The organism is Pseudomonas sp. BS-2016 (assembly GCF_001806145.1).
GTDB lineage: Bacteria > Pseudomonadota > Gammaproteobacteria > Pseudomonadales > Pseudomonadaceae > Aquipseudomonas > Aquipseudomonas lundensis.
In genome coordinates, this window is sequence record NZ_MLCT01000015.1 from 100245 (window position 1) to 114151 (window position 13907).

Genomic DNA, 13907 nt, shown 5'->3' on the forward strand with positions numbered 1-13907 from the left:
AGGGCGGTGAATTTACCTAAACGCGCTGAGCATTTTCTCCCCTGACGTGCCTTGGCCGTTGATCACACCAGTGGGCGTAAAAATGAAATACATGGCTTAAAGTCCTGACTGCCTTATTAGTGGATATCAGATCCCGACCCAACATGCTGCTTTGCGCAACGATGCTTAGCCCTTATGGCAACCGTAGGATATGCAAACTTGATAGTCGCCACTGCGGTTCAGCACTGTATAAGCGGCCCTGAAAGATTGATCCGCCTCAGTTGCCAGGCCATTTAACTACCTGACTGAACACGCAGGGTGATTTCACCCATCGCTCTTTGCGCACGTGCAACCCGTACCGTGTGGATATAGAACGCGCGTTCTATATCCACACTTCACTTATCCAAGAACACCCCCTCCTCAGAAGTTATTTGCTCCTGAAAGACGCTCATTGATTAATCATTCAATACGTTTGTTTCTTTCGTCCGATAACCTGCTGTTTTGTCACTCATGGAAGTTGACGTGCCCGAACAGCATCGGCGATAGTAGCAGCCACTGTTCAGACGCAGCACAGAACAGTCTACACGCGGGCTAAAGTGCCACTCTCTCAACCGCCTCTTCTTGGCCCATTCAGCGCCAGGACGGTCACCGAGCGATTGATTGTTGCGTGGCTTTTAAAAAGGGTGAAGTCGCAAACTTTAACAGGACAGTTAAAGCGTCCCGGTGCGTGGGACATGGCGGTTTAATAGCCGGCTTATTTATGAGCGACGTACACGGCCAATACGCATTAACCGATTCAAACTCTACTTAATTAGGTAACACTGTGACGAAAGACGAACTGCGCGCTGAACTTGAGCGTCAGGAGCAACGTTACAAGGACGTTTACGGTGGTGAAGTGACGACTTACGCAGCTCAACCCGAGCCCGAGCGTAAGCCATGGCGCAAGCGCGCCAGCCTGCTTGACCAGGCCTTCACACAAGAAATCCAGAAAATTGAAAAAGAGTTAAAACCCGAGGCCCCCTGACAGGGGCTTCGTCTGCGCCCTGCCGAAACCGGCCTGTAGGGTGAACCCGCCAAAGGCGTGTGCACCCATCATCCTGTACGAACGACTGTGTTCAAGGTGCGCAATGCAAGCCGGATCGTGCAACTGAAGCCACTCAGTAGCACTCGCCTGGGGTTTTCAGGTCTCTGACAAGAACGGGCTGCGGCTAAACACCGCAAAAAAGAAATTTCATACACCTCATTCAGACCTGCGCCAAGGGCCAACACTTGCCTGCCAAACAGCGTAGAGCCTTTGTTATCAGCGGCTTGGAAGCGTTTTCCGACCCATTGAAGCTGACCGGTCTGACAGGCTTTTTCATTTACAGATGTTACCAACGGGCAGCTAGTGCATCGATTACCAAGGTTTTCTGGCATAATCCGGCCCCCTTTATGACCGTGTCAGAAAACCTTCATGATCGATCTATTAAGCGGATTGGATGCCTGGGTTCTTGTCAGCCTCTTCTTCGCCCTAGCCTTTGTTCTCGCGTTTGAGTTCATCAACGGCTTTCATGACACCGCGAATGCGGTAGCGACTGTCATCTACACCAAAGCCATGCCGCCTCACCTGGCGGTGTTCTTTTCCGGTGTGTTCAATTTTCTCGGCGTTTTGCTGGGTGGTGTGGGTGTGGCATACGCCATTGTCCATTTGCTACCGGTCGAACTGCTGGTCAATGTGAATACCGGACATGGCCTGGCCATGGTGTTCTCACTGCTTGCAGCGGCCATCACCTGGAATTTGGGTACTTGGTACTTCGGCATCCCAGCCTCCAGCTCCCACACCTTGATCGGTTCGATCCTGGGTGTAGGCCTGGCCAACGCATTGATCACCGGTATCCCGGTGAGCGATGGCGTGAACTGGCAGAAGGCAATCGACATTGGTGCTTCGCTGGTGTTCTCGCCGCTGGCAGGCTTTGTTGTCGCCGGTTTACTGCTGGTAGGCCTTAAGTGGTGGCGTCCGAACTCCAAGATGCACAAGACGCCCGAGCAACGCCGCAAGCTGGATGACAAGAAGCATCCACCGTTCTGGAACCGTCTGGTACTGGTGATCTCGGCCATGACCGTGAGCTTCGTGCACGGCTCCAACGATGGCCAGAAAGGTATCGGCCTGATCATGCTGGTGTTAATCGGTATCGTGCCAAGCGCCTTCGTACTGGACCTCAACAGCACGACGTATCAGATCGAACGCACACGCGACGCGACCCTGCACTTGAGTCAGTTCTATCAACGCAATAACGCGAGCCTCAGCGAGTTCCTGGCGCTGGGTAAAAGCGTGAAAGACGACTTGCCCGGCGAGTTCCGCTGCAACCCGCAACAAACCGAGCCGACCATCGCGGCCTTGCTCAGTTCGTTGAAAGGTGTCGAGAACTATCAGTCGCTGTCGGCCGAGAAGCGTATCGAGATCCGTCGTTACCTGCTTTGCCTGGATGACACCGCGAAGAAAGTCAGCAAATTGCCAGTGCTTGAGCCACGCGAGAAAGCGGACCTCGAAAAACTGCGCAAAGACCTGACGGCCACCACTGAATACGCGCCGTTCTGGGTGATTCTGGCGGTAGCCCTGGCCTTGGGCCTGGGCACCATGGTTGGCTGGAAACGCGTGGTCAAGACCATCGGCGAGAAGATCGGCAAACAAGGCATGACCTACGCACAGGGCATGGCGGCACAGATCACCACCACCTTTGCCATTGGCCTGGCCAACATCTTCGCCTTGCCGGTATCCACGACTCACATTCTGTCGTCGGGTGTCGCGGGCACGATGGTTGCGAACAAAAGTGGCCTGCAAGGCAACACCATCAAGACGATTCTGATGGCATGGGTGCTGACGTTACCCGCAACGATTGCACTCTCTGCTGCGTTGTTCTGGCTGGCGTCCAAAGCGCTCGCTTAAGCGACAAACGCACTAAAAAAGGTACGCCCCCAGGGGCGTACCTTTTTTTTGCCTGACGCAGGCACTCAACGGACACTTGCGGCATGGCCTGGCAACCACGACACGCCCCTGCGCAAAACACACACGCAAAAAAATAGGCGACCGAAGTCGCCCAAAATGCCTTGCGTGCTCGCGTACCGAAAAGACCCGGCGCTACTTATTGCGCTTCTGGGAGTCTTTCCAGATAAAAATGCCCAAACCCGCGAAAAACAGGACCATGAGGCCGACGGTAAGTACTCCAGCGATAACCACATTATCGAGAAACATGACGGCCTCCTGCGCGTGTTTGTTTGCGTGAAGCCAGAATAACCAGACGCGCAGGCGAGGAACTTGACCGGGATCAATAGTGACCACCGCTTCGAGGACGTTAGGGGGAATAGTTGACGCAGATCAGGAAAAACGCCGCAGTTCAGCGTTTTTTAGGCTTTTTTTTTGGCTTTTTCTTGGGACTGGTCAGGGGCATGGCCTGCTCAAACGCCTGGCGTACTTCATTAAGGCGCTTTTCGTTGAGGTCATGCACGCGTTTGGCACGTTCGGCGCCCAGGTCTACGAGCTTGCTGTCTTGGTTCATAACGGGATCGGATCACTGTCAATGTGTCGGCAAGGGCCCATAATGCGGCGCGCCAGCCGAGCTGACCAGAAAAAATTCAGACCTCGATGTCCACCCACTGACCCTGACGCGGCGCACCGTCGATCAGCGGCGAGACGGGCACGGTATTGTCTTCATTCAACTCATCACCCGGCACGATGACCACCTCTTGAGCCTGATCGCGCGACTCACGCCGACGCTTGTCCTGCTGGCGTCGTTGCTCTTCGCGCAACAACAGCGAGGCCTGATCGGGGTCCTGATTCTTCAAGTTGATCGTGCTGTCACCCGAGCTGGCTTGCGCTGGCACCACGGGCGGAATATCCGGACGCGGGCGCACCGGATCCTGTTGGGATGTGACGGGCACCACACTGATGGGAAGGATCGGCGGCAGCATAATTATTGTTCTCCTGTTTTCAGGCTGTCGGCCCGACGCCGATTGACTTGAGGCGCCCGTTAAATCCGGCAGCAGACTGAAGGACGTCGATCAGGTTTTTATCAGAGACCTTTGGTCTCAGGCCCTCGTTCCGTTAATATACTCGGCTTTTTCAAAGCGGGAGTCAGGCAGCATGGCGCAGCAGTATCAACCGGGGCAACGCTGGATTAGTGACAGCGAAGCTGAGCTAGGTTTAGGCACCGTTCTGGCACAGGACGGTCGCTTGTTGACCGTGCTCTATCCGGCCACTGGCGAAACCCGTCAATATTCGCTGCGCAACGCACCGCTTACGCGCGTACGTTTCTCGCCGGGTGATTCCATCATCCACTTCGAAGGCTGGAAGATGACCGTGCGCGAAGTCGAAGATGTCGACGGTCTGATGGTGTACCACGGCCTTAACGAGCAAAACGAAGTCGTTACCCTGCCCGAAACCCAACTGTCCAACTTCATTCAGTTCCGTCTGGCCAGCGACCGTCTGTTCGCCGGGCAAATCGACCCGCTGTCCTGGTTTTCGCTGCGTTATCACACCCTTGAGCACACCAGCCGCCAGTTGCAATCGCCGCTGTGGGGCCTGGGTGGCGTACGGGCGCAACCAATCGCCCACCAATTGCACATTGCCCGTGAAGTCGCGGATCGCATTGCGCCACGTGTCCTGCTGGCTGACGAAGTGGGCCTGGGTAAAACCATCGAAGCCGGCCTGGTGATTCATCGCCAGTTGCTGAGCGGTCGTGCAAGCCGCGTGCTGATCGTGGTACCCGAGAACCTGCAGCACCAGTGGTTGGTTGAGATGCGTCGGCGCTTCAACCTTGAAGTCGCGCTGTTTGATGAAGAACGCTTTATCGAAAGCGATGCCAGCAACCCGTTTGAAGACACCCAGCTGGCGCTGGTAGCGCTGGAATGGCTGGTGGACGATGAAAAGGCGCAAGACGCGCTGTTCGCCGCCGGCTGGGACCTGTTGGTGGTCGACGAAGCCCACCACCTGGTCTGGCACGAAGACAACGTCAGCCCCGAGTACGCGCTGGTTGAACAGTTGGCCGAAACCATCCCTGGCGTCCTGTTGCTGACCGCGACCCCGGAGCAGTTGGGTCAGGACAGCCACTTTGCCCGTTTGCGCCTGCTCGACCCCAACCGCTTCCACGACTTGGCGGCCTTCCGGGCCGAAAGTGAAAACTACCGCCCCGTGGCTCAGGCGGTGCAGGAGCTGCTGGACAAAGGCAGCCTGTCGCCGCAAGCACACGCCACCATTCACGGCTTCCTCGGCGCTGAAGGCGATGCCCTGCTGGCTGAAGTCAATGCCGGTGATGCCGAGGCCAGCGCACGTCTGGTGCGTGAACTGCTGGACCGTCACGGCACGGGCCGCGTGCTGTTTCGCAACACCCGCGCCGCTGTTCAGGGCTTCCCGGAGCGCAAGCTGCACGCCTACCCCCTGCCCTGCCCGGACGAATACCTGGAATTGCCGCTGGGCGATCACCCCGAGCTGTACCCCGAAGTCAGCTTCCAGTCGCAGCCGGACATCAGCGAAGAACAACGCTGGTGGAACTTCGACCCTCGCGTCGAATGGCTGATCGACACCCTGAAAATGCTCAAGCGCACCAAAGTGCTGGTGATCTGCGCCCACGCCGAAACCGCAATGGACCTGGAAGACGCCCTGCGCGTACGTTCCGGCATCCCGGCCACGGTGTTCCACGAGGGCATGAACATCCTGGAACGCGACCGTGCCGCGGCGTACTTCGCTGACGAAGAATTCGGCGCGCAAGTGCTGATCTGTTCGGAAATCGGCAGTGAAGGCCGTAACTTCCAGTTTGCCCATCACCTGGTGTTGTTCGATCTGCCGTCGCACCCCGATTTGCTGGAACAGCGTATTGGCCGTCTCGACCGTATCGGCCAAAAACACGTGATCGAACTGCACGTGCCGTACCTTGAAACCAGCCCGCAACAGCGTCTGTTCCAGTGGTACAACGAAGCGCTCAACGCGTTCCTCAACACGTGCCCGACCGGCAACGCGTTGCAGCACCAGTTCGGCCCGCGCCTGCTGCCGTTGCTCGAAGCCGCCGACGATGACCAGTGGCAAGCACTGATCGACGAAGCCCGTACCGAACGCGAGCGCCTTGAAGAAGAACTGCACACCGGCCGCGACCGCTTGCTGGAGTTGAACTCAGGCGGCGCAGGCGAAGGCGAAGCGCTGGTGGAGGCGATCCTTGAGCAAGACGATCAATTCGCCTTGCCGATCTACATGGAAACCCTGTTCAACGCGTTCGGCATCGACAGCGAGGATCACTCCGAAAACGCCCTGATCCTCAGGCCCAGCGAAAAAATGCTGGATGCGAGCTTCCCGCTTGGTGACGACGAAGGCGTGACCATCACCTACGATCGCAATCAGGCACTGTCGCGCGAAGACATGCAGTTCATCACCTGGGAACACCCGATGGTGCAAGGTGGCATGGACCTGGTGTTGTCCGGTTCGATGGGCAACACCGCCGTAGCACTGATCAAAAACAAGGCACTCAAGCCGGGCACGGTATTGCTTGAGCTGATTTACGTCAGCGAAGTGGTTGCCCCGCGCGCCCTGCAATTGGGCCGCTACCTGCCCCCTGCTGCCCTGCGCTGCCTGCTGGACGCTAACGGCAACGACCTGTCTTCGCGCGTGTCGTTCGAAACCCTGAATGAACAACTCGAAAGCGTGCCACGTGCCAGCGCCAACAAGTTCGTGCAGGCCCAGCGCGACCAGCTCACGCCAAAGATCAACGCCGGTGAAGCCAAAATTGCGCCGCGTCATGCTGAACGTGTCGCTGAGGCCCAGCGCCGTCTGGCCGCTGATACCGAAGAAGAACTGGCACGCCTGACCGCGTTGCAGGCCGTCAACCCGAGCGTGCGTGACAGCGAACTCGTGGCATTGCGTAAACAGCGTGAACAGGGCCTGGCCATGCTTGAAAAAGCGGCGCTGCGTCTTGAGGCCATTCGCGTTCTGGTCGCAGGCTAACCTCAAACGCTCGTCACTGCGCCAGACTGCAACGGTCTGCCCGTCAGTCACTTCAGGATCGGGTAAGAGACTCAACGCTCTTACCCGACCGGCGTCTAATCGCTGATAGCCAGCAAGTTTGGGTATAAAAACCCGCTGCTAATAGCAAAATGGTAAGCATCATCTTGCCATCATTCCGCATTCCTACATTCCGCCTTCTACACTTCAGACAAGCTAGCGCCTGACGACTAGCACCCTGCACTCAGTGTTGAGGCATGCAATGGAATGGCTGGGCCTGCAGTTTATGGGAGACCGCACCGCCAACGGGCAACTGCTAATCATCAGCAGCCATAACCCGTACCTGGTGTTTCTTGCCTTTTTGGTCGTTTGCGCCGCGTGCCTGGCGACGTTGCATATGTATGAACGGGCGTGCAACGCCGAAAAACCGGCTGCCAAAACCGTCTGGCGCTGGGTGGGTGCAAGTTCGTTGGCGGGCGGCATATGGGCCATGCATTTCATCTGCATGCTCGCTTACCAATCCCCGCTCAACGTGCATTACGACTTAAGCATTACCGTTGGGTCGCTGTTTATCGCACTGCTGTCTGCCGTCATCGCCATGCAGGTTTTAGTAAAACCCCACGTAACACGCGCCCGCCTTCTGGTTGCCGCGCTGGTGTTCGGCTCAGGCATTTGCACCATGCATTACGTGGGCATGTCTGCCATGCACTCCAGCCATTTGCAGCACTACGACCCCGTGCTGTTCGTGCTGTCGTGGCTGATCGCCGTTTCAGCCTGTTATGCAACACTGCTGCTGGCCCGTGCGCTGCGTAGCGCCAGCGGTCTGGTGCATCAGTTTTTCAAGTACTTCATCAGCTTGGTCGCCGGTCTGGCCATTCTCAGTGTTCATTTCGTGGGGATGTGGGCATTGCACACTTATGCCCCGGCAGATGGCGCGTTAAATGCACCCATTGAAAACAATCACTGGCAACTGGCATTGACGGTGGCGTTGATCGCCCTCTTGTTAATTGGCAGCAGTATCAGCGCAGCGTTGGTCGACAAAAAGTTGCAACTCAAAGAGCATGACCTCAGGCGCGTCAACGCGCTGCTTAGCCAGCTGGATCAGGCGCGCGCCTCATTGCAACAAGTTGCCCATTACGATCCGCTGACCAACTTGATCAACCGTCGTGGTTTCAATCAATTGTTTGCCGAAAAGTTGATTGAGCGCGCCAGCAACAACAGCATGCTGGCGGTCATGTTTCTCGATATTGACCACTTCAAACGCATTAACGACAGCCTGGGTCATGATGCAGGTGATGAGCTTCTCAAGGTGATTGCCGCGCACATCAAAAGCGCAACCCGTCATCATGAAGACGTCGTGGCGCGTTTTGGCGGCGATGAGTTTTGCATTCTGTTCAGCCTGAACAGCCGCGAAGAAGCCCGAAACATGGCCCAGCGAATCATGCTCAAAATGAAAGAGCCAATCGAGCTGGCGGGCCGCCACATGGTCATGACCACCAGCATCGGGATCAGCGTGTTCCCCGATGATGGCACCACGATTGACGAACTCCTCAAGCATGCCGACCTGGCGCTGTATCAATCCAAAGACGCCGGGCGCAACAGCCTGCACTTTTTCAGTTCAAACCTGAAAGCCCGCGCCTCGCTTGAATTGCAGATTGAGGAGGAACTGCGCACGGCCATGCGCGGCGATCACGGGCTGTTCCTGCACTATCAACCGATCTTCGACCTGAAAACCGGGCAGGTTGCCAAACTTGAAGCCTTGGTCCGCTGGCAACATCCGGAGCACGGACTGCTGGGCCCGGACCGTTTTATTCATGTTGCAGAAGCCAATGACCTGATCGCAGAACTCGATAACTGGGTGTTGCGCAAGGCTTGCCATGACATGGCCGCGCTGACGGCGCTGGGCTGGACGGACATCAGCGTTGCCGTCAACTGCTCGGCGCTGAATCTGGTGCGCGAAGCGCTGGGCGACGAAGTCGAAAGCGCTCTGCGCTCAAGCGGCCTGAGTGCCAATCGTCTGGAACTGGAAGTCACTGAAAACGCCTTGATGGGCAATATCAGCAATACATCTCACCTGTTGCGCCACATCCGCTCGCTGGGCGTTTCCCTGTCAATTGACGACTTTGGCACCGGCTACTCTTCCCTTGCGTATTTGAAACGCCTGCCACTGAACACGTTGAAGATTGATCGATCCTTTATTCAAGACATCCCCAATTCCAGCCAGGACATGGAGATCGTTCAAGCCATCATCGTCATGGCCCACACCCTGCACCTGCAAGTGGTCACCGAAGGCGTAGAAACCCATCAGCAATTCGCGTTCCTCAACCAGTACAACTGCGACTTTATTCAGGGCCACCTGCTCAGCCATCCCGTGCCTTTTGAAGCGCTGCACAGCTTGCTGCAGGCGCTCAACACAAGCCCCTTGTCGAGCTTTGATTTCAGTCCCTTACAGCTCTCAAGCCAGTAAATTGCCAGCATCCTCGTAACGGACCGAAAACAGTCATTAAAGAACCCACGGTTCAGGCCGATTCTTTTCTATCCGCGCCGTTTAAAAGCCTTATACAAAATAAGGATTAAGCGCCGCGAACGCCTGATCGCCCCGTAAATACGCGATTACCACCCTCGTATTGGCCTGTTGAATGTCCCTCAACAGTCGTCCAGCCCAGACAGATGGCAAACAATGACGTCGAACAATAATGCGACACCCTTGGTCTCTGACGTGTCTCTAAAAACAATAAACGAGCCCCAACGTTCATCGAACAGTTATTCGAGCCAGCAGCCACTGGCGACTCAGCAGTACCTGTACTTCACCGAGACCAACACCGACCGGATTCTCGATAACCTCGACGGTTTGCGTGACATCGTGTTCCCGCAGCCAGAACTGATCGAGGGCGACAACGAGCACCGCGCCGAACAGCAATTCCCTTCGGTGTGCCTCATCGGGCTGGGCCGTTGCGGTTCCAACATTGCGCTGGATGTCGCCGAACTGGTGTACAACGCCCGCACGTTCTACCTCAACGAATTCAGTACGGTCGATCCGCGTCACGAAGACAAACGCTACAGCCCCGGACAATGGATTCGCAATAACCTGCGCCTGGTACACAACAAGCCGACCAAACCCGTATTTCTGGTCGAGCCGCTGGTGCTGCTGGGGGATCTGGACAAGGACATCGCCGGGCGCATCCGGTTTTCGCGCAAGAGCGAAAAAAGTAACTTCATCCGCGACTACAGCAAGATGAAGATCATGGACTTGTCGGAAGTTCACGCAGGTGGCGCGGGTAATGCGCCTATTTTGGGTCAGTACCTGGCCAAGATTATTCTCAATAAAGATGCGCAGCGCTTCTCCAGCCCCGACTGGAAGCTGATCCACTCCTACCTGATCGACTCCTGCGGCATCAAGGCCAACCAGTCGCGTCTGTATTTCTCGATCTTCAGCGCTGGGGGCGGTACGGGCTCGGGCATGGCCTCGGAGTTCGGCCTGGCTCAACAGTTCTCGTACATGAACAAAACGTTCGACACCAAGCCCGCGGATGAACACGACAGTAAAAGCGGCCACGCCTTTGTCTTCGAGCCCATTTTCACCAGCGGCATTTGCGTGTTGCCGAACATCTCGGATCACCGCAGCGAAATGTCCGAGGCGTTGCACATCAACGCCGGTCGTTTGCTGTGTAAGTACCTGTCCGAAGAGTGGGACTTCTCATACAACTTCGATAATGAAGACTGCAGCGAAGCCAGTGTCATGGGGCGCATTCGCCCCTGGAACGCGATGATGCTGATCTCCAACGACATCATGCGCTATGCCGAACAAAGCGATGACGGCACGATTCAGAACATCGACGTCAACGCGATGGAAAAGCACGCCAACCAATATATCTCGCAACAGATCTTCAACATTCTGACGGCCCAGGCAGTCACCACAGACTACGATCAGAATTACTTCCGACGCGCCGGGATCGACATTGGCGAAACCATCCGCCTCGACGCCAACGACTTGTTCATGAGTCTGGCCGGGCCTGTGGCCATTGCTTATGCAGAATCGGTGGTGCCTGAACAGCCCGTACCGGGCACAGACAAATTTAAAGTGTTCGAAAAAGAGCCGCCGCGGCTGGACATCGATGACTTGTTCTTCCGTTCCATCGATTTGCCGCATTTCAACAAGGACACCCAGGCCATCGAAGGCATCAGCCTGCTGCCCATTGAGTCTCAGCGCTACCGTGCAGCGCTGGAACAATACAAGCACTCGGGGTATGACGCCGCTGCCCTGCATGACCTGCACTTCTTCAAGAACTGCTCATCGGTGGTGTCCATCGTGTCGCTGCCCAAGGACTACAAGCTGTCGTACATGGACTTGAACCGCCTCAAGACCCACCTCAACAGCCTGTTCCCCAACACCACCCTCAAGCGCTATGCGCTGGTGATTGGCGCCTCGGCCAACCTGTCGCTGACGACCCTGATCGCGAAAAGCCCGTGTTTGTCGGATGATTTTCTGACCTTGATCGTGGCCTTTATCAAACGCTGCTTTGCCCGTAACCCTTACCGGTTTGACGACACGCTCGACGATTCGGTGCTGGAGTTCATCACGGGTGAGCACTTCGATGAAAGCCGGATCGATGAACTGCTCAACGCGTTTGAAAACCCGGCGAAAATCCTCGACACCAACTGGTACGCCATCAAACCGATGTACGAGAAGAAGTACCGCGAGCTGATCAACGATAAAGACAAATTTGTCTCTATCAACGACATCCGCCTATCACGCGATTGCGTGAAAAAAGCCATCAAATACCTGCGCGAGATCTATCGCCACCGTATCGGCAAAACCCGGATCATCTCGCTCAACAGTCACACCGGTAAAACCGCGTACTGAAGCCGCGCGGCAAATAAAAAAAACGCCACAGCACTAACTGTGGCGTTTCTCTACGGCAACTGGCCACTATCGGGCAACCGGTTACTGGCCTACACACTTGAGCGTGAGCGTTGTGCGCCTCAGCATCGCCCGATTTTGGTGCGCAGCATTAATTTTCTGCCCTTTCCTGGATCAGGATCCAGGGCGAAACCACCACTGCCCACAGCACCGGATCACGCTCGGCAAAGTCTAACGCCTGCGTATCAGACACTTTGTCGAGGGCTCCCTCGGCCATCCACTGCGCCACTTTCCCTGCCTCATCCTGGCTCACAGCCTGCGCCGCTTCGATCAAGTCCACATCGTCGCTGACCCACAGCAGTTCACCTTTGGCGAAAAACTTTTCCAGCGCTTTCCATTCGATTGTTGAGGTCTCGCCGAGCAGCTTGGCATAGAGGGTGCTAGGTTCTTCGATCATGGGGTCCACCAGGTAAAAAATCGGCGCAATGATAGCGCTGCTGACCTGGTAGAAAAACCCGGATTCAGGTGGGAGTACGAAGAAAGCGACGGGGACGAGGCATGCGGGGGGACGACAGCAACATCCTGTTAATAAAGCCCCAGCCATTTCGCCGCCATTCTGTCTCTTTCTTTCGTTTAGGCGACATTTCTCGGTTTTTCCCTCTTCAGCCCGCTATTCAACCGCTGAAGGGCCGCTCTACACTGTACCGGTACAGTTGCAGGGGGGATTGGCCGGGATTTTCGCTCAGAAACAGACCCGGTCCGGCTGCCTTGGCTTCCAGGACTATAAAAATTACAACAGAAGAGTGGAGCAACAATAAAGATGGCTATTAAGCACATGACTAAACTGTTTGCCGCTATGGTGTTGGCCGGCGTTGCCAGCCATTCGTTTGCCGCAGACACCATCAAGATCGGTATTGCCGGCGCCAAGACCGGCCCTCTGACCCAGTATGGCGACATGCAGTTCTCGGGCGCCAAGATGGCCATTGAGCAGATCAACGCCAAAGGCGGGGTAGACGGCAAAAAGCTAGAAGTCGTTGAATACGATGACGCTTGCGAGCCCAAGCAAGCCGTCGCGGTGGCGAACAAAGTGGTTAACGACGGCGTTAAATTTGTGGTTGGCCACCTGTGCTCCAGCTCCACTCAGCCTGCTTCGGACATCTACGAAGACGAAGGCATCATCATGATTACCCCGGCCGCTACTGGCCCTGAGATCACTAACCGTGGTTACAAAATGGTGTTCCGCACCATCGGTCTGGACAGCGCCCAAGGCCCGGCTGCTGGTAACTACATTGCCGATCACGTCAAACCGAAGATCGTCGCTGTGGTTCATGACAAGCAGCAGTACGGTGAAGGTATTGCCAGTGCTGTGAAAAAAACCCTCGAAGACAAAGGCGTGAAAGTAGCGGTCTTCGAAGGCATCAACCCAGGCGAAAAAGACTATTCCTCCCTGATTGGCAAGCTCAAGCAAGCCAATGTCGATTTCGTTTACTACGGTGGTTACCACCCGGAACTGGGGTTGATCCTACGTCAGGCTAAAGAAAAAGGCCTGAACGCCAAGTTCATGGGCCCTGAAGGCGTGGGCAATGACTCTATCTCGCAAATCGCTCAGAACGCTTCCGAAGGGCTCCTGGTAACCCTGCCGCAAGCATTCGATAAGGACCCGGCAAACCAGCCATTAGTTGAAGCTTTCGCTGCCAAGAAAGAAGACCCCAGCGGCCCGTTCGTATTTCCGGCCTACGCGGCTGTAGAAGTAATTGCGCAAGGTATCGCGCAAGCCAAGAGCGAAGACCCGGCCAAAGTGGCAGAAGCCATCCACAAAGGTTCTTTCAAAACCCCTACCGGCGAGTTGACCTTCGACGAGAAAGGCGACGTGAAGAATTTCAAATTCGTCGTCTACGAATGGCATTTCGGCAAACCTAAAACCGAAGTCAGCCCTCAATAAGGGCCGCGTGTTGATCTGACAACGAAGCCCACTGCACAGCGGTGGGCTTTGTTTTACGGACGTTCGTTGGACTGAATTGGGGCTGCGTTTTCGTGATCCGAAAGCCTGTCCACCTGAAAATCTTTAAAACCGTCACCAGCGGTTCGCTGGGAGAAGGCTTG

Annotated in this window: 10 protein-coding genes; 6 read left to right on the forward strand and 4 right to left on the reverse strand. The window is 55.9% G+C overall.

What is annotated here, in order from left to right; translation table 11 throughout:
* Positions 1–802 precede the first annotated feature (802 nt).
* A complete protein-coding gene (locus BKD70_RS05920; RefSeq protein ID WP_047274113.1) occupies positions 803–1003 on the forward strand; it encodes a hypothetical protein in 201 nt (66 codons plus the stop codon).
* Between the two features lie 429 nt (positions 1004–1432).
* Positions 1433–2905, forward strand: a complete 1473-nt coding sequence (locus BKD70_RS05925; RefSeq protein ID WP_047274111.1) for an inorganic phosphate transporter — start codon at positions 1433–1435, stop codon at positions 2903–2905.
* Between the two features lie 192 nt (positions 2906–3097).
* Here the strand turns inward: BKD70_RS05925 and ccoM are convergent, their stop codons facing one another.
* The 3 genes from ccoM to BKD70_RS05930 form a co-directional block, all read right to left on the reverse strand.
* On the reverse strand, positions 3098–3211 hold the full coding sequence (ccoM, locus tag BKD70_RS25535) for a cytochrome c oxidase subunit CcoM (protein WP_019411060.1): 114 nt from the start codon (positions 3209–3211) through the stop codon (positions 3098–3100).
* A gap of 142 nt (positions 3212–3353) precedes the next feature.
* The gene (locus tag BKD70_RS25010) at positions 3354–3515 is read right to left on the reverse strand and encodes a hypothetical protein (protein WP_094987356.1); all 162 of its coding nucleotides are present in this window, start codon (positions 3513–3515) and stop codon (positions 3354–3356) included.
* A 76-nt stretch (positions 3516–3591) separates the two neighbouring features.
* Positions 3592–3927 (reverse strand): hypothetical protein, encoded by a 336-nt coding sequence (locus BKD70_RS05930; RefSeq protein WP_047274109.1) that lies wholly within the window; start codon positions 3925–3927, stop codon positions 3592–3594.
* 172 nt (positions 3928–4099) lie between these two features.
* Between BKD70_RS05930 and rapA the strand changes: the two genes are divergently transcribed.
* The 3 genes from rapA to BKD70_RS05945 all read left to right on the forward strand — a co-directional run bounded on the left by rapA (position 4100) and on the right by BKD70_RS05945 (position 11807).
* Positions 4100–6946, forward strand: a complete 2847-nt coding sequence (gene rapA / locus BKD70_RS05935) for an RNA polymerase-associated protein RapA (protein ID WP_047274106.1) — start codon at positions 4100–4102, stop codon at positions 6944–6946.
* Positions 6947–7205: 259 nt separating this feature from the next.
* Positions 7206–9410, forward strand: a complete 2205-nt coding sequence (locus BKD70_RS05940) for a bifunctional diguanylate cyclase/phosphodiesterase (protein WP_047274104.1) — start codon at positions 7206–7208, stop codon at positions 9408–9410.
* A gap of 213 nt (positions 9411–9623) precedes the next feature.
* A complete protein-coding gene (locus BKD70_RS05945; protein ID WP_047274102.1) occupies positions 9624–11807 on the forward strand; it encodes a hypothetical protein in 2184 nt (727 codons plus the stop codon).
* Positions 11808–11955: 148 nt separating this feature from the next.
* Here BKD70_RS05945 and BKD70_RS05950 read toward each other — a convergent pair whose 3' ends face one another.
* Entirely contained in the window at positions 11956–12261 is a 306-nt protein-coding gene (locus BKD70_RS05950) for a DUF2288 domain-containing protein (protein ID WP_047274101.1), read from the reverse strand.
* A 363-nt stretch (positions 12262–12624) separates the two neighbouring features.
* Between BKD70_RS05950 and BKD70_RS05955 the strand changes: the two genes are divergently transcribed.
* A complete protein-coding gene (locus BKD70_RS05955) occupies positions 12625–13746 on the forward strand; it encodes a branched-chain amino acid ABC transporter substrate-binding protein (protein WP_047274099.1) in 1122 nt (373 codons plus the stop codon).
* Positions 13747–13907: the final 161 nt, after the last annotated feature.